This is a genomic window from Pectobacterium parmentieri, assembly GCF_001742145.1.
In the GTDB taxonomy this organism is placed as follows: domain Bacteria; phylum Pseudomonadota; class Gammaproteobacteria; order Enterobacterales; family Enterobacteriaceae; genus Pectobacterium; species Pectobacterium parmentieri.
Genome location: NZ_CP015749.1, coordinates 4,905,506 through 4,927,149 on the forward strand (window position 1 = coordinate 4,905,506; position 21,644 = coordinate 4,927,149).

Annotated in this window: 21 protein-coding genes; 5 read left to right on the plus strand and 16 right to left on the minus strand. The window is 48.8% G+C overall.

Annotated elements, in window-relative coordinates:
- Positions 1-15: 15 nt before the first annotated feature.
- The gene (locus A8F97_RS22305; protein WP_033072171.1) at positions 16-630 is read right to left on the minus strand and encodes a LysE family transporter; all 615 of its coding nucleotides are present in this window, start codon (positions 628-630) and stop codon (positions 16-18) included.
- A gap of 222 nt (positions 631-852) precedes the next feature.
- Between A8F97_RS22305 and A8F97_RS22310 the strand changes: the two genes are divergently transcribed.
- The 4 genes from A8F97_RS22310 (at position 853) to A8F97_RS22325 (ending at position 3,093) form a co-directional block, all read left to right on the plus strand.
- The gene (locus A8F97_RS22310) at positions 853-1,626 is read left to right on the plus strand and encodes a threonine/serine exporter family protein (RefSeq protein WP_069704228.1); all 774 of its coding nucleotides are present in this window, start codon (positions 853-855) and stop codon (positions 1,624-1,626) included.
- Positions 1,617-2,087, plus strand: a complete 471-nt coding sequence (locus A8F97_RS22315; protein WP_014701489.1) for a threonine/serine exporter — start codon at positions 1,617-1,619, stop codon at positions 2,085-2,087. The genes A8F97_RS22310 and A8F97_RS22315 overlap by 10 nt, the downstream gene beginning before the upstream one ends.
- Positions 2,088-2,185: 98 nt before the next feature.
- Entirely contained in the window at positions 2,186-2,668 is a 483-nt protein-coding gene (folA, locus tag A8F97_RS22320; protein ID WP_014701488.1) for a type 3 dihydrofolate reductase, read from the plus strand.
- Positions 2,669-2,898: 230 nt separating this feature from the next.
- The gene (locus tag A8F97_RS22325) at positions 2,899-3,093 is read left to right on the plus strand and encodes a hypothetical protein (RefSeq protein ID WP_014701487.1); all 195 of its coding nucleotides are present in this window, start codon (positions 2,899-2,901) and stop codon (positions 3,091-3,093) included.
- A gap of 52 nt (positions 3,094-3,145) precedes the next feature.
- Here the strand turns inward: A8F97_RS22325 and apaH are convergent, their stop codons facing one another.
- The 6 genes from apaH to lptD all read right to left on the minus strand — a co-directional run bounded on the left by apaH (position 3,146) and on the right by lptD (position 9,950).
- Positions 3,146-3,991 carry a bis(5'-nucleosyl)-tetraphosphatase (symmetrical) ApaH gene (gene apaH, locus A8F97_RS22330; protein ID WP_014701486.1) on the minus strand — a complete coding sequence of 282 codons (846 nt, stop codon included), beginning with the start codon at positions 3,989-3,991 and terminating at the stop codon, positions 3,146-3,148.
- 2 nt (positions 3,992-3,993) lie between these two features.
- Positions 3,994-4,371, minus strand: a complete 378-nt coding sequence (gene apaG, locus A8F97_RS22335) for a Co2+/Mg2+ efflux protein ApaG (RefSeq protein ID WP_014701485.1) — start codon at positions 4,369-4,371, stop codon at positions 3,994-3,996.
- Positions 4,372-4,383: 12 nt separating this feature from the next.
- Positions 4,384-5,202, minus strand: a complete 819-nt coding sequence (rsmA, locus tag A8F97_RS22340) for a 16S rRNA (adenine(1518)-N(6)/adenine(1519)-N(6))-dimethyltransferase RsmA (protein WP_014701484.1) — start codon at positions 5,200-5,202, stop codon at positions 4,384-4,386.
- Positions 5,195-6,196 carry a 4-hydroxythreonine-4-phosphate dehydrogenase PdxA gene (gene pdxA / locus A8F97_RS22345; protein WP_033072170.1) on the minus strand — a complete coding sequence of 334 codons (1,002 nt, stop codon included), beginning with the start codon at positions 6,194-6,196 and terminating at the stop codon, positions 5,195-5,197. Before pdxA ends, rsmA begins: the two co-directional genes overlap by 8 nt.
- Positions 6,196-7,491 (minus strand): peptidylprolyl isomerase SurA, encoded by a 1,296-nt coding sequence (gene surA / locus A8F97_RS22350; RefSeq protein WP_033072169.1) that lies wholly within the window; start codon positions 7,489-7,491, stop codon positions 6,196-6,198. The genes pdxA and surA overlap by 1 nt, the downstream gene beginning before the upstream one ends.
- Positions 7,492-7,580: 89 nt before the next feature.
- Positions 7,581-9,950: an LPS assembly protein LptD gene (gene lptD / locus A8F97_RS22355; protein ID WP_033072284.1), complete on the minus strand. Its 2,370-nt coding sequence runs from the start codon at positions 9,948-9,950 to the stop codon at positions 7,581-7,583.
- A 187-nt stretch (positions 9,951-10,137) separates the two neighbouring features.
- On the opposite strand from lptD, the gene djlA reads away from it, so the two are divergent.
- The gene (gene djlA / locus A8F97_RS22360) at positions 10,138-11,028 is read left to right on the plus strand and encodes a co-chaperone DjlA (RefSeq protein WP_014701480.1); all 891 of its coding nucleotides are present in this window, start codon (positions 10,138-10,140) and stop codon (positions 11,026-11,028) included.
- Between the two features lie 95 nt (positions 11,029-11,123).
- Here the strand turns inward: djlA and rluA are convergent, their stop codons facing one another.
- The 9 genes from rluA to rapA all read right to left on the minus strand — a co-directional run bounded on the left by rluA (position 11,124) and on the right by rapA (position 21,626).
- Positions 11,124-11,777 (minus strand): bifunctional tRNA pseudouridine(32) synthase/23S rRNA pseudouridine(746) synthase RluA, encoded by a 654-nt coding sequence (rluA, locus tag A8F97_RS22365; RefSeq protein ID WP_014701479.1) that lies wholly within the window; start codon positions 11,775-11,777, stop codon positions 11,124-11,126.
- Positions 11,778-12,021: 244 nt separating this feature from the next.
- Positions 12,022-12,321, minus strand: coding sequence for a PAAR domain-containing protein (locus A8F97_RS22370; RefSeq protein WP_014701478.1), 300 nt, complete (start codon positions 12,319-12,321; stop codon positions 12,022-12,024).
- 19 nt (positions 12,322-12,340) lie between these two features.
- Positions 12,341-13,069 carry a hypothetical protein gene (locus A8F97_RS22375; protein ID WP_014701477.1) on the minus strand — a complete coding sequence of 243 codons (729 nt, stop codon included), beginning with the start codon at positions 13,067-13,069 and terminating at the stop codon, positions 12,341-12,343.
- A 32-nt stretch (positions 13,070-13,101) separates the two neighbouring features.
- The gene (locus A8F97_RS22380; protein ID WP_069704214.1) at positions 13,102-14,025 is read right to left on the minus strand and encodes a hypothetical protein; all 924 of its coding nucleotides are present in this window, start codon (positions 14,023-14,025) and stop codon (positions 13,102-13,104) included.
- Between the two features lie 460 nt (positions 14,026-14,485).
- Positions 14,486-15,427 (minus strand): hypothetical protein, encoded by a 942-nt coding sequence (locus tag A8F97_RS22390; RefSeq protein WP_069704216.1) that lies wholly within the window; start codon positions 15,425-15,427, stop codon positions 14,486-14,488.
- 411 nt (positions 15,428-15,838) lie between these two features.
- Positions 15,839-16,768 (minus strand): hypothetical protein, encoded by a 930-nt coding sequence (locus A8F97_RS22395; protein ID WP_069704217.1) that lies wholly within the window; start codon positions 16,766-16,768, stop codon positions 15,839-15,841.
- Positions 16,768-17,085, minus strand: a complete 318-nt coding sequence (locus A8F97_RS22400; protein WP_025920170.1) for a hypothetical protein — start codon at positions 17,083-17,085, stop codon at positions 16,768-16,770. Before A8F97_RS22400 ends, A8F97_RS22395 begins: the two co-directional genes overlap by 1 nt.
- A gap of 59 nt (positions 17,086-17,144) precedes the next feature.
- Positions 17,145-18,256 (minus strand): IS3 family transposase gene (locus A8F97_RS22405; protein ID WP_099092839.1). Its coding sequence is split into 2 segments (ribosomal slippage): positions 17,145-17,995 and positions 17,995-18,256, totalling 1,113 coding nucleotides; the frame shifts between segments, so codons are not numbered across the junction.
- A gap of 466 nt (positions 18,257-18,722) precedes the next feature.
- Entirely contained in the window at positions 18,723-21,626 is a 2,904-nt protein-coding gene (gene rapA / locus A8F97_RS22415) for an RNA polymerase-associated protein RapA (RefSeq protein ID WP_015731258.1), read from the minus strand.
- Positions 21,627-21,644: the final 18 nt, after the last annotated feature.

Genomic DNA, 21,644 nt, shown 5'->3' on the forward strand with positions numbered 1-21,644 from the left:
GGAGCGTTTTGAGTTTTAACCCAATGCCACTTTGATGCCCAGCGCGATCAGCACCGTGCCCAGCAGTTTATCGACCAGTTTTTGCACTTTAGCCAACCCGCGCCGTACCGGTTCGCTTTGGAAAAGTACCACCAACAGCGGCCACCAGACGACAGAGAGCCCCCAGATAATCATGGCATACCACAGCTTTTCACCGATGCCGGAGTGAATATTAAGAACCTGGGTGAACATTGCCAGAAAGAATAGTGTGGCCTTCGGGTTAAGCAAGTTGCAGAGATAACCTTGCAGGAACGCTTTTTTCAGGCTGACGCTTTGCTGCACCAGGTTTGATACGTCCATTTTACTTCCGCCGCGCGTGAATAGTGCCTGAATACCGATCCAGATTAGGTAGGCGGCGCCCGCATATTTCAGTACATTAAACAGCCACGGGGTGGTGGTGATAACGACGGCTAGCCCGGCGACACAGTACGTCATGTGGGTTGCCACGCCGCAGATTACGCCAATGGCCGTCATCATTGCGGCAGCGCGGGGATAGCGCGCGGCATTCCTGATGACGAGAAAAAAATCGGGGCCGGGAGAGAGCATCCCCAGCGTGGCGATCGTCGCGACAAACAGTGATGTTTCTAACATGGTCATTCCAGACGGTGAAAAAAGAGAGAGGCCGAGGGAATCATAGCGCCAGAATAATGAATTCGCATCACACTTATTGGTTATTCGGCGGTGATATGTTAACAATTATCCTTTCATTTTTTGTGGTTAATTTTAGGGGCAGGTTGAGAGAACAACATGGTCAGTGAACGTGAGAACCGTGAACTATTAAGTAGTGAAAAACAATTATGTGGCGAAAAACGGATGAGTGAAGCGCCACAGCAGCGGGAAATAACCCGATTGTGCATCCAGTGCGCACTGCTGCTATTGCAGCATGGTGCAGAAAGTATGGTCGTGGAGCAACTGTCTTCAAGGTTGGGTATGGCACTGGGGGCCGATAGCGTTGAGAGTTCAATCTCGGCAAATTCGATTGTCCTGACCACCATCATGCAAGGGCATTGCCTGACGTCAACGCGGAAGAATGTGGATCGCGGCATTAACATGCACGTTGTTATTGAGGTGCAGCATGCGGTGATCATGGCTGAGCATAAACTGCTGGACGTGGCGGGCGTGGAAAAGCGTTTGGGACATATTAAGCCACTGCGCTATCCGCGTTGGCTGATGGTTTCCGTTGTGGCGCTCTCCTGCGGCTGCTTCAGCCGTTTGAACGGCGGTGGGTGGGATGCCTTTATTGTCACGCTGATTGCCAGCGGTCTGGCGATGTATGTCCGTCAGATCTTTACGGCACGACATCTGAATCCGCTAATCAATTTCTGTATTACGGCGTTTGTCGCCACGTCGGCGTCAGGGTTGCTGATGCGCTTGCCAGCTTTTTCTCAGACCTCGACGGTGGCGATGGCGGCGAGTGTGCTGCTGTTGGTTCCTGGCTTTCCCTTGATCAACGCCGTGGCGGATATGTTTAAAGGGCACGTAAATACCGGTCTGGCACGCTGGACGGTGGCGAGTTTATTGACGCTGGCAACCTGTATTGGTGTGGTGATGGCGATGTCGCTGTGGGGGTTACGCGGATGGGCTTAAGTTTACTTTGGGCGTTCTTGCAGGATATGTTGCTGGCTGCGGTTCCCGCGTTGGGGTTTGCGATGGTCTTCAACGTGCCACTGAAAGTGTTGCCTTACTGCGCACTGTTGGGCGGCGTCGGGCATGGCATTCGGTTTCTGGCGATACACTTTGGCATGAATATCGAATGGGCATCGTTTCTGGCGGCGATCCTGATTGGCATCACCGGCATTCGCTGGTCACGCTGGCTGCTGGCGCATCCGAAAGTCTTCACTGTGGCTGCCGTTATTCCGATGTTTCCCGGTATTTCTGCCTACACGGCGATGATTTCGGTGGTGGAGATTTCGCACCTTGGCTACAGCGAAGCGCTGATGAGCGTCATGATGACCAATTTCCTAAAGGCCAGTTTTATTGTCGGTGCGCTCTCTATCGGCCTGTCTTTACCGGGGATCTGGCTCTACCGTAAACGGCCTGGGGTTTAAAACTCTTATATTACATTTCCGTCGAGTCTTGATATCGACGAGCGAAAGGGCTTTCCGTATAGTGTCAGCAATTTTCTGACCTACAGGGTTTTTTCACCATGGTTATTAGTTTGATTGCTGCACTGGCAGTGGATCGCGTAATCGGTATGGAAAACGCGATGCCGTGGCATTTGCCCGCCGATCTGGCATGGTTTAAGCGTAATACGCTTAATAAGCCGATTATTATGGGGCGTAATACTTTCCGTTCTATCGGTCAGCCGCTGCCTGGCCGGCTGAATGTGGTCGTCAGTAATCATCCCGGTGATGACGATCGCGTGACCTGGGTCTCGTCGCTGGACGCTGCGCTGGCGGCGGCGGGTGAGGTTGAGGAAGTGATGGTGATTGGCGGCGGTAGCATTTATCAACAGATGCTGCCGCAGGCTAACCGTCTTTATCTGACGCATATTGATGCCGAAGTGGAAGGCGACACGCATTTCCCTGATTACGAGCCGGATGAATGGCAGTCTGTCTTCAGCGAATTCCATGATGCTGATGAGCGCAATTCACACAGTTACTGCTTTGAAATTCTGGAACGCCGCTAAGGGCATTTTTCTGCGATAACGTTCCATCGGTAATACGATGAAGACTCAAACCCGCCTCGCAGCGGGTTTTTTCATTCACATTTCCGTCATCTGCCATCGTTAGTATAAAACAAGTCATTGTTCGCGTAGTGAAATTGAAGTATCGCTAAATCGAAGTGTAGATAGGTCGAGGTGCGATTAAGTTGAAATACACGTAAACCGCTGTGTTTGATATGAAGGAGATAGTGCGTATGACGAATAGAAGCAGCAATCTGAATACTGACCGTTTGAGCGATCCACGCCGCCGCGAATTGCCGACAGGTGGCGTAGAACCCGTTGGCCTGGCTGGGTTTCTTGGTGGCGGTATCTGGTCGATTCCCGCCGAGGCGTTAGCCGTGCCATCATCCAAAAAAATTCAGTCTGGGACGACTTTCCCCTTTCTATGACGATGACACGGCTAGTAATGGAATGGCGACACCAGTGTATTACTCACCTATTTCAGAGAGTAATATCACCAGAGAGTTCGGTATTGGATGAGAGTGACGGTTGCGTAAAGTAGCGCTTATCGTCCCAACGCAGCATAGTCATTTCTCCCCCCCAACAGCACCCGGTATCCAGCGCATAAATGTTTTCCGGCGTGCCTTTCCCTTCCAATGATGCCCAATGGCCGAACACAATAGCGTATTCCCCAGCGATTTGACTTGGTAGATCAAACCATGGTTTTAGCAGGGAAGGTGCCTGACCCGGTGGCTCTTTACACAGCATATCCAACTGCCCGCCAGAGAAGCAGTAGCGCATACGGGTAAAAACATTGGTGCTAAAGCGTAGACGTGCCAGACCGCTGATCTCTGGACTCCAGTGGTTCGGCATATCGCCATACATGGCATCAAGGAAAAGCGGATAGCTGTCGCTACTCAGGATCGATTCAACTTCGCGTGCGCACATCAGTGCTGTCGGCAGATCCCACTGTGGTGTGATGCCCGCGTGCGCCATAACCAGCTTCAGATCGTCATCAACCTGTAAGATCGGCTGACGGCGTAGCCAGTTGATTAGCTCATCTGAGTCTGGTGCGGTGAGGAGATCGTTGAGACGATCTTTCGGCTTGTTACGGCTGATACCCGCATAAACGGCCAGCAGGTGCAGATCGTGATTGCCAAGCACCATACGGACAGATGAACCGAGGGAACGAACGAAGCGCAGAACCTGAAGCGAATCCGGCCCGCGTGCGACTAAATCACCGGTTAGCCAGAGCGTATCCTGCTCAGGATTAAAGGAAACTTGCGCTAATAACGCTTTGAGTTCAACTAAACAGCCGTGAACATCACCAACTAAATAGGTAGACATAATTAATGTATCAGTGAAGGTATAGCCAGACGGAAGACGGAGATTGGAACCTGAAATGCCTTACCCTGATGGTCAATCATATGGTAATGGCCTTCCATTGTGCCGAGAGGCGTTTCCATGACGGCACCGCTGGTATATTGAAATTCGCTGCCAGGTTGGATAATCGGCTGTTCGCCGACTACGCCTTCCCCCTGAACTTCGGTCTGCCGGCCGTTACCGTTAGTGATTAGCCAATAACGCCCCAGAAGCTGGATTTCATGACGCCCCAGATTGCGAACCGTAATCGTGTAAGCAAACACGAAACGTTCTTCATCAGGCTCCGATTGTGATTCCACGTAGAAGCTCTGAACCTGTACACAAACACGGGGCGCATTAATCATGATGAACTCCAGTTATTCCTGTTTTGCCGGGTGCTCGCTTAACCAGTTCGCCAACCGGCAATATTGCTCAACGGTCACATTCTCTGCACGGCTGGTGACATTGATACCCAGTTCGGTGAGCGTTTCTGGGGTGAACAGATTACCGAGGCTGTTACGCAGAGTCTTGCGGCGCTGATTAAACGCTTCCGTTGTGATGCGACTCAGCACGCGAATATCACTGACCGGATAAGGGATCACGGCATGAGGCACGAGTCGCACTACGGCAGAATCGACTTTAGGCGCGGGCTTGAATGCTTCCGGTGGCACTTCAAGCACCGGGATTATCTGACAATAATACTGTGCCATAACGCTCAGACGTCCAAAGGCTTTGCTGTTCGGCCCCGCCACCAAACGGTTAACCACTTCTTTCTGCAACATAAAGTGCATGTCGCGGATAGATTGAGTATAGGTGAACAAATGAAACATCAGCGGTGTGGAAATATTATACGGCAGGTTGCCAAAAACACGCAGCGGTTGCCCAGCCTGTTCAGCCAGCGCGGCGAAATCGATCGTCATGGCGTCTTGCTGAATAATCGTCAGCTTATCTTTCAGCGTCGGATGCTTTTCCAACCGTGCCGCCAGATCCCTGTCCAATTCAATGACGGTAAAACGATCCATTCTGTCGCCGATCGGAGCCGTCAACGCGCCAAGGCCCGGGCCGATCTCTACTACAGCCTGACCAGGTTGAGGATGGATCGCCGAAACGATGCTATCGATCACGAAATGATCGTTTAAAAAGTTTTGCCCAAAACGTTTACGGGCGAAGTGACCTTGGTGTACGCGATTATTCATTACTATTCTTTATCATTTTAATGGCAAGATTTAATGCCGTGATGAAGCTGCCGGGGTCAGCGTTACCGGTTGCGGCCAGCTCTAGTGCTGTACCGTGATCGACCGATGTGCGGATAAACGGTAGCCCCAGTGTGATATTAACAGCGCGCCCGAAACCCTGATATTTCAGAACCGGGAGCCCTTGATCGTGATACATCGCCAAAACGGCGTCAGCGTGTTGCAGATACTTTGGTTGGAAAAGCGTGTCGGCAGGCAACGGCCCAATCAGCGTGATGCCCTGTTGCCGCAGTTCGTCCAGTGCCGGATTAATCACATCCAGCTCTTCACGGCCCATATGACCGCCTTCACCCGCGTGAGGATTCAGTCCACAGACATAAATCTGCGGTTGAGTGATACCGAATTTTTTCTGCAAATCATGATGTAAGATCGTGATGACTTCATGCAGACTCTGGCGGGTAATGGCCGCAGAAATGGCAGCGAGCGGTAAGTGTGTGGTTGCTAAGGCAACGCGTAACTCTTCTGTCGCCAGCATCATGACGACGCGGTCACAGTTGCTGCGATCGGCGAAAAATTCAGTGTGCCCGCTGAAGGGGACACCAGCATCGTTGATAATGCCTTTATGCACCGGGCCGGTAATCAGCGCCGCGAATTCACCGTTCAGGCAACCATCACACGCACGGGCTAACGTCTCAACGACGTAAGCGCTGTTGGCCACATTCAGTTGGCCTGCAATGACGGTTGCTGGTGTGGCGATCGGTAGGACGGTGAGGCTACCTGCCCGCTGTGGCTGTGCGGGCTGGCCGGGTTGATAGTCACGCAGCGTCAGCGGCATAGATAGCTGCAATGCGCGAGTGAATAACAACTCAGGATCGGCGCAGCAAACGAGCTCTACAGGCCAGTCCTGCTGCGCCAGAGCAATCACCAGATCGGGGCCAATCCCGGCGGGTTCGCCGGGGGTGATCACAACGCGTGGCGTATTGCTCTCAGTCTGCATTAGTGAGTGGCACCATTAATCACTTTGACATAGGCCGCTGCGCGCTGCTCCTGCATCCAGGTTTGCGCTTCTTCAGCGAATTTACGATTAAAGATCATACGGTACGCTTGCTCTTTTTGCGCCGCGTCAGTTTTATCAACCTGACGGGTGTCCAGCAACTGGATCAGGTGCCAGCCAAAAGAGGAGTGAACCGGTTGACTGATTTCGCCTTTCTTCAGTTTCAGCAACGCATCGCGGAAGGCCGGATCGTACATATCTGGAGAAGCCCAGCCAAGGTCGCCGCCCTGATTGGCCGATCCCGGATCCTGAGAGAGCAGTTTGGCCTGTGCCGCGAAATCGGTGCTGCCGTTTTTGATCTGCTGTGCAACGTCGGCCAGCTTGGCTTGCGCCTGGCTGTCCGTCATCACGACAGAAGGTTTGATCAAAATATGGCGAGCATGGGTTTCGGTTACCGACACACTTTTGTTACCACCGCGGATGTCGTTCACCTTCAGAATGTGGAAGCCCACACCAGAACGGATCGGACCGACGACTTGGCCTTTCTGTGCCTGTGTTAAGCGTTCAGCAAACAGCGTTGGGATCTCCTGCAACTTGCCCCAGCCCATTTGGCCGCCTTTCAGCGCCTGAGAATCCGATGAATAGGTGATGGCCAGCTTACCGAAATCCGCCCCTTCACTGATTTGCTTCACCAGCGAGGTGGCCAGATTTTCCGCTTCATCAACCTGCTGCTGAGTCGGGTTTTCCTGTAATGGAATCAGGATGTGGCTCAGATTCAGCTCATCATTTTCGCCGGTCTGGTTAGCAATCTGCTTCGCCAGCGTATCGACTTCCTGTGGCAGGACGGTTACGCGACGGCGAACTTCGTTGTTACGCACTTCCGAAATCAGCATCTCTTTACGAATCTGGTTACGGTAGGTGTTGTAGTTCAGACCTTCATAAGCCAACTGACTCTTTAACTGATCTAGAGACATCCGGTTCTGAGCGGCAATATTAGTGATTGCCTGATCCAACTGCTCATCCGTCACCTGAATACCCATTTTTTGCGCCATTTGCAGGATGATGTTATCCATGATCAGGCGGTCGGTAATCTGATGACGTAACGTGGCATCATCGGGTAACTGTTGCCCGGCCTGTTGGGCGTTCAGTTTGACCGATTGCAAAAGACTGTTTACATCACTTTCCAGTACGACGCTGTTATCGACGACTGCTGCGACTTTATCAACCACCTGTGGTGCTGCGAACGCGGTAGAGGCACTCAGTGCCAATCCGAGAATAAGCGTTCTCCAGTTCTTCATACCTTTCCCATTATTTCATCCGCAAGGCGGGTTAAAAGTTTCAACGTTTCAGTGAGACAGCCTGTTTGTTACTAACACTCTGGATGACATCAGAATGCGCGCTGGTAAGGCAAAATGCCTGAACGCAGCATTTTGTCGGAACCCAGACTGTAATTGCTGCTTAAACCACGTAATTCAATATTAAATGACACTTTGTTGTCGTATTCGCTGCTACGGCTAGCGCTGTTCCAGTCGGTAATTTTACGTTCATAGCCGACGCTCACAGCCCAGCAGCAGGTGTTGTACTGTAAGCCAATGAGTTGGTTTGCTGGCTGATTGGCCTTGGTGTCGTAATAATAAGCACCCACAACCGCCCAACGCTCTACGATCGGCCAACTCGCGGTGATACCAACCTGTGAAATACCTTGCTGGAAGCCAGGGTTCGTAACATTAGGGATCATGTCGCGAATATATTCAGGGCTGGCGTAACGGTAGTTTAACTGTACCAAACGTTCCGCATCGCGACGGTATTCTAGCACGGCATCGCCCAGTGCAACTTCGTTCAGGCGATTGTCATACTGCAGACCACCACGAACCCCCCAACTGTCATTGATCTTCAGGAAGGAGTCACCAGCCCACACCTGGCTGCCGTTGTTATCACTCTTATCGAGTGACGTACTGCGGTCACCGGTACGCGGGCGATCGAAGTAATAAATTTGACCAATAGAAGCGTTAAAACGTTCAACCAACGCATCATCATAAATTCGCGTGGTGACACCAGTCACAAGCTGATTCGCGGACGCGATACGATCCAGGCCGCTGTAGCTGCGATCGCGGAACAGGCCGGAATAGTCGGTCTGCATGAGTGTGGAGTCATAGCTATGGATACTGCTCTGATCGCGATAGGGCACGTACAGATATTGCGCACGAGGTTCCAGCGTCTGGGTATAAGCCTGCGACCAGTCCATTTCGCGTTCAAAGACCATCTTGCCGTCGACTTTATATTGCGGCATCACCCGATTCACCGAGTCTTTCAGTGCATCTTTGGTACTTTGGTCAATGTTTGGCGTCGAGGAAGTACGGTAACGTTCCAGATTATCCTGCTGGTAGTGCGTCGCTAATAGCTTAGCTTCGGTATTCAGGCTGGCCCAGCGGTTTGCCAGCGGGAGATTTAGCGTTGGCTCAACGTGCAGACGCGTGGCTTCTGGCCGGTTGTCGTTGACGTTGGTAAATTTTACCGCCTGACCATAAAGATGCATATCAACCGGGCCGATATCATTCTGGTAGTAATTGATATCAAGCTGTGGTTCTGCGCGGTAGACATCACGACTGGTCGCGTTGGAAAAGACCTGAAACTGTTTGGTGGACAGTGTGGTGTTCCAGTTTTGGTTCGCATAACCTGCACTGAGTTTTTGGGTAACGTAGCCGTCAGTGGTTGAGCCGTAATGCGAATCCAGATCGGTAAAGTAGCGATCGTCGCTGACTTTTGTATAGTCTGCGTTAAAACGCCACACCTGATCCATCACGCCGCTGTGGCCCCAGTGGAGCAGCCAGCGCGTATCATTATCGTCCTGCGGTGCGCTTTTGGCGTATTCACGGTCGCTGGGTAGCCAATCGAACTGAATAACACCGAGGCCCGGCGTGGCCAGGTAGCGGAATTCGTTCTGCCACTGCATGCCGCGTTTGGTTTGCAGATGCGGTGTGATGGTGGCGTCAAAATTAGGGGCAATATTCCAGTAATAGGGTGTCAGCAGTTCAAAGCCATTGCTGCTACCATATTTTGCATTGGGGATCAGGAAGCCTGAGCGTCGTTTATCACCGATAGGAAGTTGTAAATACGGACTGTAGAACACAGGTACGCCACCAATCTTGAAACGCGCGTTCCAGATTTCAGCAACCTGTTCTTCTCTGTCTTGAATTACTTCCGAACCGACGACACTCCAGCTATTATCTCCCGGCAGGCAGGAAGTGAAAGAGCCGTTTTCCAGAATGGTGTAGCGATTGCTGTCACGCATTTTCATTTTGTCGGCGGAACCACGCCCTTGACGACCCACCATCTGATAGTCGCCTTCATAGACGTCGGTATCTTTGGTGTTCAGGTTGGCCCAGGCTTTAGGGCCTTTGAGGATGACCTGATTGTCGTCGTAGTGGACATTCCCCGTCGCGGTAATGGTGCGCGTAGGTATGCTGCTCTGCGTTGCTGGGTCCAGTTGGTTCAGCTCCACCTGCTCGGCAGTCATGATGCTGTTGCCCTGCTGGATATTAACATTGCCGATGAATTTGGCGTTGTTGGGATAATTGGCTTCGGTTTTGTCGGCCTGAATATTGACCGGCAACTGATTGGGATCGCCTGTTACCAGCGGCCTGTTGTACGTGGGTACACCCAGCATGCACTGTTCAGCGAGATCGGCCAGCGCGTGCTGGCTGTAAAGCGCCGACCAAACCAGAGTGGCCAGCAGAGTTGGGAAACTTTTTTTCATACGTGTTATCAGGTGTTCCGTCATCAGGGGCATCATGTCGGCAAACGGTCAGAGACTATATCACTCGTTAGCGTTGCGCCAGTGTTAAATCCCCACCGCTTATATACGCACCGCCGTTAGGTGCAAAGATAAATGACAGGTATGATAAAGCAATTTTTGGCTGACGGCATGAGGATTTGAGGAGTATATGCGGTATTGGGGAAAGTTGCTGGGGTTGGCGCTGGGAATTGCCTCGAGCGTTGGCATCTGGGGAGTGATCATGGGCTTACTGATGGGGCATTGGATTGACAGAGTCCAGGCATCGCGTCGCCGTGATTATTTCTCCGCTCAGTCTACCCGTCAGTCACTGTTCTTTCTCACAACCTTTCAGGCGATGGGGCATCTGACCAAATCCAAAGGTCGGGTGACGGAAGCTGACATCAAGATCGCGACCAAAATGATGGATCGCCTTGAGCTGTTTGGTGAGGCTAGAACTGCTGCCCAACGGGCTTTCCGCGAGGGAAAGGCCGGCCATTTCCCTTTGCGAATAAAATTGCGCAAGCTGCGGGATGCCTGTCTGGGGCGTTTTGATTTAATTAAGATGTTTCTGGAAATTCAGCTTCAGGTCGCGTTTGTCGATGGTGTTCTACACCCAAATGAGCGCCGTGTGCTGTATGTGATTGCGGATGAACTGGGCGTGACGCGTGAGCAGTTTGAGTTCTTTTTGCGAAATATGGAAAGCCCCACAGGGCAGCAGTCTCGGCAAAACCAGTCGCGACAGAATGGCAAATCACATCAGCGGCGCAGCAGTAGTTATTCCAATGGGGGTTACTCCGGCGGGCACTCTTATGGCGGTCAACGCCCGGCTTCGGTGCCGTGTGGGCCAACGGTTGAAAGCGCCTGCCGTACTTTGGGGGTGCGCAGTAGCGATGATGCCGCTACGATTAAACGCGCTTACCGTAAACTCATGAGCGAACATCATCCTGATAAGCTGGTCGCGAAGAAGCTTTCACCGAGAATGATGGAGATGGCCAAACGCAAGGCGCAGGATATTCAGGCCGCCTATGAACTGTTAAAAGGTGCGAATCGGGCAAAATAATCCGCATCCTTCCTCTTCTTTCTCACTTCTCTTATGCTTTATCTCTTAACCGTTCATGCTGAATATAATGTGGGAATTCCGCTAGCGCATTTGCCTCAGAAATCTGCCTCACAACGAAAGTGCATCGGGGTATTGAACGCTGGGTGTGTGATCGCTAACTCTTGTGCGTGCAGTAAAAGGCGGGGGGCCATCGCTTTGGCATCGGGATGTGCGTAAAAGCCATCGCCGAGGATAGGGTGGCCGAGTGCGAGCAGGTGGACGCGCAGTTGATGAGAACGACCGGTAATCGGCATCAGCTTGACGCGTGTCGTACCGTCATCGTCACGCGAGAGTACCTGATACTCCGTCTGTGCTGATTTTCCTGTTTCAAAGCAGACTTTCTGTTTCGGGCGGTTCGGCCAGTCGCAGATCAGTGGCAGATCGATAACGCCTTCATCCTGCGCCATATGTCCCCAGACGCGAGCAAGGTAGCATTTCTTAGGTTCACGCTCGCGAAACTGGCGCTTTAATTCGCGCTCGGCAGCTTTTGTGAGTGCAACGGCAATCACGCCGCTGGTTGCCATATCCAGACGATGAACGGATTCGGCCGCGGGGTAGTCAGCCTGAATGCGGCTCATGACGCTGTCTTTGTGTTCTGGCGCACGGCCGGGAACCGACAGTAGCCCGCTGGGTTTATTCACCACCATGATGTGCTGATCCTGGTAAAGAATGTGCAACCAGGGATCGGTAGGCGGATTATAGGGTTCCATTCACGCTCCAAAATACGCAAAAGACAGAAGGTGTCGTTGCTGTTTGATCGAGATACACGGGCTTATCACGGGGTGAGGTATTCCTGCGGAAGCCTCATCCTGTGTTTTCCCTAATATGATGCTATCCCGTTTGTCTACCTGAAAAGACTTATGACCACACTTGGGGCAGCAGTTGGGCTTTTCAGATATTCTGGCAAATCCAGAGGTGTCTCTGAGTAAAATACCAATATTCGCTTTATCGAGGCTAATCCATCGTCAACCCTGACTCACCGTCCACAATGACACCACCATGTGCTGTAGAATCACCTATCCGAGCAACGGGAATACCATTAATAGTGACACAAGATGAACCGCTGACGATGCTGTCCTCTGATCCGCTCCCTACACACACGAGTTTGTCTCCAACCAATGCCAGTGGAATACCATTAAAAGTCACAAAGCTCTGCTGGCAACGGCTAATCGGGCCACCAATATGAGGTTTCGGGCCTGGGTCAACAAGCGGGCAAGTATGGTTATGGCCTTTCAAAGCAACGGCTTTGCTCATTCTAGTCTATCTCCAGAGGTTAATTGAAGCTGTCTTGCAATCGATAGATTATTGCCTGCACATTTTCGCCTGATTGACAACTGTACCAGCGTGGCCTTAGGGGATCATTAAAACATTGATAACCATCGTAATATTGAGCGATAGCTAGCAGCAGCGCAACATGCTCTCCTGCCGCTACCGGTAATGATTGACTGGCAGCTTTGTTTAGGCTGTGGGATACGGCTTCCCAATGTTCATTCCCTTGAATGCTTTCCCGTTTCTCACTGGCAAACAGCTTATCTAATAGCTGCTGATTATTTTGCCCGTTAGGGGAATGTAAAGGTGCTAATCGCTGGGAAATAATTAAATCCCAAGACAATTTCCGATTTTCTTTGAACCAGTCAACTAACCAGTCACTACGATATTTCATGATATAGTGATAGACAGGGTCGTCATCGGTTAATTCATCAGCCGCGAATTGTTCGCGCATAATTGAATGTAAATCACTATAATGAAGATCATGCATGAAAAATGAACCGAAGCACAAACGAGCACATACTGTTCTCATTGCCAGTAATTGACTGGGACGTCCTTGTTCATCAACCCACTCATAGCTTTGGTTGATGGCTTGTTCCAGATTATATTCAGGAATATTCCTGTAGGTGATTAAAGGTTCGAAATTTTCATGTAAATATTCAATACCAGTATGGACAAAGTCGGCCTGGCGGTAGCGAGTAATGTTTTTATAAACTTCTTGAGTCAGTCTCATATCACCTCCATGTTTTCTGTGACCAGGATTTATTATTTGAAGAGATCCTTGGCAAAGGAAATTTTCGGATTAATAGCAATGAGCTTATCGAGTAATGGATAAAACCATTCCGGTGCTTGCCATTGGCTAAAATCGGGGCGGTGATCGATTGCCATTGGCGTTTTGAGTAACGGATGATCAATCTCTGGAGTACTTAACCCATGTTTAGCGCGAAAGTTTTTCACAGCCTGGTATTCAAATGGCCATAGGAGTAGATGTGACTCCTCAATTTCATATCCCATATAGTCAACTTCTTCTTCAACAAGAGTAGGCCTTGCACTCCAATTTACGTGATTATCACATAGTGCAATCAACCATTCTTTAACTAAGCTTTCATTTTTAGAATATAAAGCTTCTCTGACAAAGTTTCTATAAAAGTGATCAAATGGTATCGCCATTGAATCCCAGTCTATTATTTGATTCTGTTCGCTTGCTAACATTTCAACTGCAAGAATTCCCAAGCGTTGGGGGGGGATTTCTCCCAAGTCGCCTGTAGGCATTGTTTTTAATCCATCAATGATGAATGGATAGCAATTATCAACTACGTCAAATTTTCTACATGCCATGAAGGTAAGTAGCCCAATCCCTTGTTTAAATAATGGATTATCAAAATATTCAACATGTTTACTATGTGAACCGTAATCACTAAAAAGTAACATGGCGTAATACGCAATCGAGTCACATAAATATTGATTTTCTATTCTCCCTTTAAAATTTATTAACCACGAGTAATAAAAGGCATAGCGTGGAGATACTATATCAAAAAATGCCATTGAATTTACAAATGTATCTTTTGGTGTATCTGTAGGTTCCAAAATGAATCTATCAAAGTTTTTTAATGATGATAAGTATTCATTGTAATCAAGCGAACTATTGTTTTCGTTATAATAATTTTGAGTGTCTTTGAATGTCTTCATTACTGAAAACTCCCACGATTAGTAACTTGTGAATATTTTATTATATCAATCCCATGCTTCTGAATTTCTGACATATTCCTCTCGTTGCTGCTCTGGTTGTGTCATACCTCTAGCATTCAGAGTCGTAGTTTTGACCCCAAATATGTTCCAGAAATGCGGAGGGAGTTGAGCAGTATTGGCCACCTTGGTACTGGTATTTACCGCTCTGTGGTTAACGTGTGATATATTAATGCTAGTTACCATTATTCGCCTCCCTTGGCCTGCTTGGAGTTTTCAACCTTTGTCTGAGTGGTGGGCTGTTCACTTATCCGAAAGGCCTGATTTTCCTGGCTCCCGTACCAGCACGGATACTGCCGCTGATCGCTTTGATCTGTTTACCGAACACCATCAGAGTGTTTATTGTATGAAAGATAGTTTCCCCCTAATCATATTACCCCTATGTTCTATGGCTGGAAATTCATTATTTAAAGAGATCCTTGGCAAAGGAAATTTTCGGATTAATAGCAATGAGCTTATCGAGTAATGGATAAAACCATTCCGGTGCTTGCCATCGGCTAAAATCGGGGCGGTGATCGATTGCCATTGGCGTTTTGAGTAACGGATGATCAATCTCTGGAGTACTTAACCCATGTTTAGCGCGAAAGTTCTTCACAGCCTGGTATTCAAATGGCCATAGAAGTTGATAGTCTTCTGATATTTCATAGCCTAAAAGCGGCGATTCGTTCTCAACAAGCTCAGAACGAGCTGACCATTTTAAATGATTATCACAAAGTGCGTTGAGCCAATCCGTTAATATTTTTTCATCTTTTGAGTATAAAGCTTCCTTAACAAAATCGCGATAAAAACGGTCAAAAGGAATTCCCATAGAATCCCAATCAATGGTTTGATTATTCTCACTTGCAAGCATCTCAATCGCTAATATACCTAGTTTTTGTACTTCTAGATCCTTAAAGTCATCTATAATTGTACTTTTTAAACCATCAACTATAAATGGATAGCAGCGTTCAGATAAATTAAACTGTTGGCAAGCCATAAAATAAAGCAATGCCAAACCTTGTTTATGTATGGGGATATAAAAATATTCGGTGTGGTCTTTGTACGAACCATAGTCGCTAAAAAGAGTCATGGCTTCAAAAGCAATGTAATTACATAAGTATTGGTTGGTTGTTTTTTTATTAAAAATAATATTCCATGAATAGTAGTATGCATGGCTAGGGGCTATGGTTTCAAAGAGGCTATTCGATGTTATGAATGTCTTCTCGGGTGAGTTTCCTATTTTATTTAATTTTTCTAAATATACATCACCCTCTTCATTTGTTAAATTAACATATCTTTCAGTATCCATGCCGGAGTCGTTTCTACTGTAGAAGTAATCTCTGATTTCATTGAATCTCTGGTTCATTTAAAATTACCTTTATTACCTCGAACTTGTGAATGACATGAAATGTCAACTCCGAAGGGATTTTTAACAATATCTTGGTTTCCAAACCACAACGTCAGTTGTTGAAGTTCCTCTGAGTTGACTATATTTTTTATGTTTATCATCTGCATTTTTTTCGACAATAAATCCTAATGCTATTATACCATTTTTTGACTTTCTTTAATCTCTCAAATCACTCAGCAATCTCTGCATATTTTCTGGATGGTGAGTTATTCCACTCGCCCGAACAGCCCGATTTCCTAGTTCCCGCACCGGCACTGATACCGCCGGTGATCGCTTTGATCTATTTACCTAACACCATCAGAGTATTTATTGTATGAAAATGGCTCCTCCCAATTCATTTTACCCCTATGTTCTATGGCTGGAAATTCATTATTTAAAGAGATCCTTGGCAAAGGAAATTTTCGGATTAATAGCAATGAGCTTATCGAGTAATGGATAAAACCATTCCGGTGCTTGCCATTGGCTAAAGTCGGGACGGTGATCGATTGCCATTGGCGTTTTGAGTAACGGATGATCAATCTCTGGAGTACTTAACCCATGTTTAGCACGAAAGTTCTTCACAGCCAGGTATTCAAATGGCCATAGAAGTTGATAGTCTTCTGATATTTCATAGCCTAAAAGCGGCGATTCGTTCTCAACAAGCTCAGAACGAGCTGACCATTTTAAATGATTATCACAAAGTGCGTTGAGCCAATCCGTTAATATTTTTTCATCTTTTGAGTATAAAGCTTCCTTAACAAAATCGCGATAAAAACGGTCAAAAGGAATTCCCATAGAATCCCAATTGATGGTTTGATTATTCTCACTTGCAAGCATTTCAATTACTAATATACCTAGTTTTTGGCAATCTAAATCATCTCTATGTATATCATTTATATTTTTTAATTTATCAAAAATAAAAGGACTGCAATATGCTGTAATATCATTTTTGTGACAAGCTAAAAAGGAAAGTAGGGCACAACCTTGTCGAGATAAGGTGGCCTTAAAATTATCAATATTTTCAGGGTTTGATGTATATTCTACAAATAGATACATTGATTCAAAAGCAATGAAATTACATAACATTTGGTTGTTGATTTTTTTTTCAAAAAACAGCTCCCACATGTAATAATACATATGTCCGGAAGATATCCTTTCGAAAAAAATCTTTGAGGTCATATACAATTCATGGGGGTTGTCCCGGATATCATCCAAATACATTTCATAGGAGTCTGTTAATAAATGTAAATATCTTTTTTTATCCATGTGAATATTGTTTTCACTATGGAAGTAATTGTTAATATCATCATAGCGGCTCATTATTTAATGCTCCCATTGTTTCTTACTTGCGAATGCGTCATGATGTTTATGCCGAAAGCATCATTAACAGTTTTTTGACTCCCAAACCATAAAGTTATCTGTTGCAATCCTTCTGGACTAACAATGTTTTTTATGGTTTTATATTTCTCATCAATACCTTGGCCAACCACAAACCCCAACACTCTAGTAATACCATCTGCCTTTTGTTTATCTAAAGCAAAAAGTAATTCTTCCATTTCTTTAATTTTTTTCGTGTCCATAATAAAACCTGCCGGATTTTTTTTATTAGCTTTTAAAGCACTTTCTATTACTTTCATTACATAATCAATCCCGCCCTTCTGGATTTCTGACAGGTGATCCTGTAAGCACACCTGTTTTAGTTCCACACACTTTTTGAGATTTCCGGATTTTCAGCCATCAGCCGGTACTCTTCCGGCGTCAGGTTATTCAGGGATTCATGAGGCCGCTCGCTGTTGTATTCCGTCAGCCAGCGTTCTGTGATTTCCCTCGCTTCATTCAGGGTTCTGAACAGATAAAAATCCAGTATCTCTGTCCGGTACGTTCGGTTAAAACGTTCGATGAAGGCATTTTGCGTTGGTTTTCCCGGTTTGATAAATTCCAGCATCACGCCATGCTCTTCAGCCCACTGTGCCAAAGTCAGCGAGATTAGCTCCGGGCCATTGTCCATCCGCAGTTTCAGCGGATAACCACGGTTTGCCACGATCCTGTCCAGTACTCTGACCACCCGCTGCGCCGGGATATTCAGATCGATTTCTATTGCGAGAGCCTCGCGGTTAAAGTCATCCACCACATTGAAGGTCCGAAAGCGTCTGCCGCAGACCAGCGCATCATGCATAAAATCTATCGACCAGCTCTGGTTCAGTGCTTCCGGCGTCGCCAGCGGAGTCGGATTGCGCACCGGCAGACGTTGCTTTCCCTTACGGCGAAAATTCAGTTTCAGCAGGCAGTAAATGCGATGAACGCGTTTATGATTCCAGGCATTGCCTTGCCTGCGCAGCACCTGAAACAGCTTCTTAAAACCGTAACGGGGATAGCGTTCAGCCACCTCCGCCAGAGCCTGGATCACCGGTTCATCACGACAGGTGTCCGGCTGATAAAAATACACCGTCCTGCTCAGCGACAATGTCCTGCATGCCTGGCGTATGCTCATCGCAAACTGCGCGGTCAGGTAACTGACGAGCTCACGCTTTATCGCTGGTTTTAAAGCTTTTTTTCGATGACATCTTTCAGAGCACGACACTCGAGACTCAGATCGGCAAACATCTGTTTCAGACGACGATTTTCATCCTCCAGATCTTTCATCTTTTTGATATCAGAAGCTTCCATACCACCAAACTTCGCTTTCCAGTTGTAATAGCTGGCTTCGGAAATGCCGGCTTCGCGGCAGACATCCTTGACGGTACGTCCAGCTTCGACGGACTTCAGAACGGCGATGATCTGGTGCTCAGTGAATCGGGCTTTACGCATGACGATCTCCTCAAGTGACATAATCAGTATGTCGGAAGATCTCTAAAAGTGAATGGGCCGTTTTGCAGGGATACTTACAATCCTACCCAGCAATCTGGCGATACTTTTTTAAAAAATATAAGCGTCTTCCGACAACATTACGGCATTTGCATGACTGAGTATAAATTCTGCAGCTTTTGTTATTCGCCGATTTCTCATTGATTTTATGGGAAAAATATTTTCCTTTATTTTTTAATGAGTTTCGAAAAGTGGAGTTGTTTAGTGAATGTGGCTAACTGAGAGCTACTGCTGATGCCACTAAGGTGGTCAAGATTGATGCTGATTACGTCTAGGCTTTGTGGTAGCAGGAACCTCAAGTGAATGAGGTTCCCGCAGGGCGGCCTCGGGCTCGTGTCTCTCGATTTTGCAAACAACATGTTGTTATGGCTGCGGTATAGCGTTATGCCTATACCGCAGCAAGCAACGCTTACTGGTGCGTCACCACGACCAGACGGATCGCATCCAGACGCCAGTTGGCTTCGTGCAGGTTGCTTAACACCTGCTCGCGCTGATTTTCCAGCGCGGTCAGTTCGTCTTCACGAATGTTAGGGTTGACGGCTTTCAGTGCTTCCAAACGTTCCAACTCGCGGCGCAGTTGCAGATCGGCCTGCTGTTGCGCTTCGGTGATAAGCTGACGCGCCTGCGTTTCCACCAATGCTTCTGCCTGTTGCAGCATGGCATGAACATCGGATTGCACCGCATTCACCAGCTTGCTGGACGTATGGCGGTTTACCGCGTTGAGCTGGCGGTTGAAGCTCTCAAACTCAACCTGTGCCGCCAGATCCGTGCCTTTACGATCCATCAGCAGGCGAACCGGTGTTGGCGGTAGGAAACGGGTCAGTTGCAGGTGTTTTGGTGCCTGAGCTTCCACAACGTAAACTAGCTCAGCCAGCAGTGTGCCGACTGGTAGCGCTTTATTTTTCAGCAAGGAAACCGCACAGCTTCCGGTATCGCCGGACAGCACCAGATCGAGCCCGTTACGGATGAGCGGGTGTTCCCAACTGATAAACTGTGCATCTTCGCGGGAAAGCGCCTGATCGCGATCGAAGGTGATCGTACAGCCGTCCTGCGGCAAACCTGGGAAATCCGGCACCAGCATATGATCGGATGGCGTCAGTATGATCAGGTTATCGCTGCGATCTTCCTGATTGATGCCAACAATATCAAACAGGTTCAGGGCAAATGTCACCAGATTGACGTCATTATCCTGTTCTGCAATGGCCTGTGCCAGCAACTGAGCCTGCTCGCCACCGTTAGAATGCATTTCCAGCAGACGATCGCGGCCTTGTTCAAGCTGTTGCTTCAGGCTGTCGTGCTGCTGACGGCAAGTATGGATAAATTCATCCAATCCCTGCTGCTCGCCGACGGTCGTCAGTCGCTCAATCAACTGCGTATGGTGTGCATCATAGATAGTGCGACCTGTCGGGCAGGTGTGTTCAAACGCATCCAGCCCTTCGTGATACCAGCGTACCAACATGGCCTGTGCAGTATTTTCCAGATACGGCACCAGAACCTGAATTTCTTTTGCTTGCCCGATACGATCCAGACGACCAATACGCTGTTCCAGCAGGTCGGGGTTGAACGGCAGATCGAACATCACTAGATGGCTGGCAAACTGGAAATTACGGCCTTCTGAGCCGATCTCTGAACAGATCAGCACCTGTGCGCCTTCTTCTTCGGAAGCGAAATAGGCGGCGGCGCGGTCACGTTCCAGAATAGACAATCCCTCATGGAAGACGGCGGCGCGAATCGCTTCACGCGTGCGCAGCACCTGCTCCAACTGTAGCGCTGTGGCGGCCTGAGCACAGATTACCAGCACTTTTTCATCACGATTGGCAGTCAGGTAGTTCAGCAACCATTCGACACGCGGATCGAAGTTCCACCAGGTTGCATCGTCCCCTTCGAGCTGTTGATAAATTTGTTCTGGATACAGCATATCGCGGGCGCGTGTTTCCAACGGCTTATTCGCGTTCATAATGCCGGAAACTTTAATGGCGGTTTGGTACTGCGACGGCAGCGGCAGACGGATTTGATGCAGGATACGCTGCGGGAAGCCTTTAACGCCCTGACGCGTATTGCGAAACAGCACACGGCTGGTGCCGTGGCGATCCATCAGCATGGTGATCAGTTCCTGACGTGCTTTCTGGTTGTCGTCGCTGTCGCTGTTGATGGATTTCAGCAACGGCTCAATGTCCTGTTCACCCAGAAGATCGCTCAGCGCATTTAGCTCAGCCGTCTGAGCGGTTTCACCCGCTAATAGCAGAGTGACGGCATCGGCGACTGGACGGTACTGCTGCTGTTCGGCAACGAATTCCTGATAGTCGTGGAAACGGTTGGGATCGAGTAGGCGTAAGCGCGCAAAGTGGCTCTGCTGCCCAAGCTGTTCCGGCGTTGCGGTTAATAGCAGAACGGCAGGGGTCGCGCGAGCCAGAGCTTCAATAGCCTGGTATTCCGGGCTGGGGCTCTCTTCGCTCCAAACCAGATGGTGGGCTTCATCCACCACCAGCAGGTCCCAGTCGGCGTTGACCAACTGTGCAAAACGCTGGGCACTGCGTTGAACAAATCCCAGTGAGCAGATCACCAACTGTTCAGTTTCAAACGGATTGCTGCTGTCCAGCTTGGCTTCGGCATAGCGCTCGTCGTCAAACAGTGAGAACAGCAGGTTAAAGCGGCGCAGCATTTCGACCAGCCACTGATGTTGCAGGGTTTCCGGTACGATAATCAGCACGCGATTGGCACGACCCGCCAGCAGTTGCTGGTGGATGATCATTCCGGCTTCAATGGTTTTCCCCAGACCGACTTCGTCCGCCAGCAAAACACGTGGCGCATGGCGTTGGCCAACTTCATGAGCGATGTGAAGCTGATGGGGGATGAGGCTGGCACGCATGCCGCGCAAACCGCCCCATTGTTGCAGTGCCTGCTCGTTCTGGTGCTTGCGGGCGCGATAGCGCAGAGCAAAGCGATCCATACGATCAATCTGTCCGGCGAACAGGCGATCTTGCGGTTTGTTGAACGTGAGCTTGCTGTCTAAAAAGACTTCACGCAGTTCTGCCTGCGTTTCATCGTCCAGGCGTTGGCCGCAATACACCAGCAACCCTTTTTCTTCCCGCACGTCATCAACCTTGAGCTGCCAACCTTCATGGCTGGTAACGGTGTCGCCGGGGTTGAACATCACGCGGGTGATGGGGGCATCGCTGCGGGAATAAAGTCGGTTTTCACCGCTGGCAGGGAAAAGCAGCGTTATCATACGCGTATCGACGGCAACAACCGTTCCCAGTCCAAGTTCGCTTTCTGTATCGCTGATCCAGCGCTGACCAAGTGTAAAAGGCATAAATTCTTAGCTCGATGT

What these genes read in the sequence shown, in the direction of transcription:
- surA (WP_033072169.1), bottom strand. Translation starts at nt 7,491, where the DNA reads ATGAAGAACTGGAGAACGCTTATTCTCGGATTGGCACTGAGTGCCTCT.
- lptD (WP_033072284.1), bottom strand. Translation starts at nt 9,950, where the DNA reads ATGAAAAAAAGTTTCCCAACTCTGCTGGCCACTCTGGTTTGGTCGGCG.
- folA (WP_014701488.1), top strand. Translation starts at nt 2,186, where the DNA reads ATGGTTATTAGTTTGATTGCTGCACTGGCAGTGGATCGCGTAATCGGT.
- A8F97_RS22310 (WP_069704228.1), top strand. Translation starts at nt 853, where the DNA reads ATGAGTGAAGCGCCACAGCAGCGGGAAATAACCCGATTGTGCATCCAG.
- A8F97_RS22305 (WP_033072171.1), bottom strand. Translation starts at nt 630, where the DNA reads ATGTTAGAAACATCACTGTTTGTCGCGACGATCGCCACGCTGGGGATG.
- A8F97_RS22395 (WP_069704217.1), bottom strand. Translation starts at nt 16,768, where the DNA reads ATGAGCCGCTATGATGATATTAACAATTACTTCCATAGTGAAAACAAT.
- djlA (WP_014701480.1), top strand. Translation starts at nt 10,138, where the DNA reads ATGCGGTATTGGGGAAAGTTGCTGGGGTTGGCGCTGGGAATTGCCTCG.
- apaH (WP_014701486.1), bottom strand. Translation starts at nt 3,991, where the DNA reads ATGTCTACCTATTTAGTTGGTGATGTTCACGGCTGTTTAGTTGAACTC.
- apaG (WP_014701485.1), bottom strand. Translation starts at nt 4,371, where the DNA reads ATGATTAATGCGCCCCGTGTTTGTGTACAGGTTCAGAGCTTCTACGTG.
- rsmA (WP_014701484.1), bottom strand. Translation starts at nt 5,202, where the DNA reads ATGAATAATCGCGTACACCAAGGTCACTTCGCCCGTAAACGTTTTGGG.
- A8F97_RS22325 (WP_014701487.1), top strand. Translation starts at nt 2,899, where the DNA reads ATGACGAATAGAAGCAGCAATCTGAATACTGACCGTTTGAGCGATCCA.
- A8F97_RS22380 (WP_069704214.1), bottom strand. Translation starts at nt 14,025, where the DNA reads ATGAAGACATTCAAAGACACTCAAAATTATTATAACGAAAACAATAGT.
- A8F97_RS22370 (WP_014701478.1), bottom strand. Translation starts at nt 12,321, where the DNA reads ATGAGCAAAGCCGTTGCTTTGAAAGGCCATAACCATACTTGCCCGCTT.
- rluA (WP_014701479.1), bottom strand. Translation starts at nt 11,777, where the DNA reads ATGGAACCCTATAATCCGCCTACCGATCCCTGGTTGCACATTCTTTAC.
- A8F97_RS22400 (WP_025920170.1), bottom strand. Translation starts at nt 17,085, where the DNA reads ATGAAAGTAATAGAAAGTGCTTTAAAAGCTAATAAAAAAAATCCGGCA.
- rapA (WP_015731258.1), bottom strand. Translation starts at nt 21,626, where the DNA reads ATGCCTTTTACACTTGGTCAGCGCTGGATCAGCGATACAGAAAGCGAA.
- A8F97_RS22375 (WP_014701477.1), bottom strand. Translation starts at nt 13,069, where the DNA reads ATGAGACTGACTCAAGAAGTTTATAAAAACATTACTCGCTACCGCCAG.
- pdxA (WP_033072170.1), bottom strand. Translation starts at nt 6,196, where the DNA reads ATGCAGACTGAGAGCAATACGCCACGCGTTGTGATCACCCCCGGCGAA.
- A8F97_RS22390 (WP_069704216.1), bottom strand. Translation starts at nt 15,427, where the DNA reads ATGAACCAGAGATTCAATGAAATCAGAGATTACTTCTACAGTAGAAAC.
- A8F97_RS22315 (WP_014701489.1), top strand. Translation starts at nt 1,617, where the DNA reads ATGGGCTTAAGTTTACTTTGGGCGTTCTTGCAGGATATGTTGCTGGCT.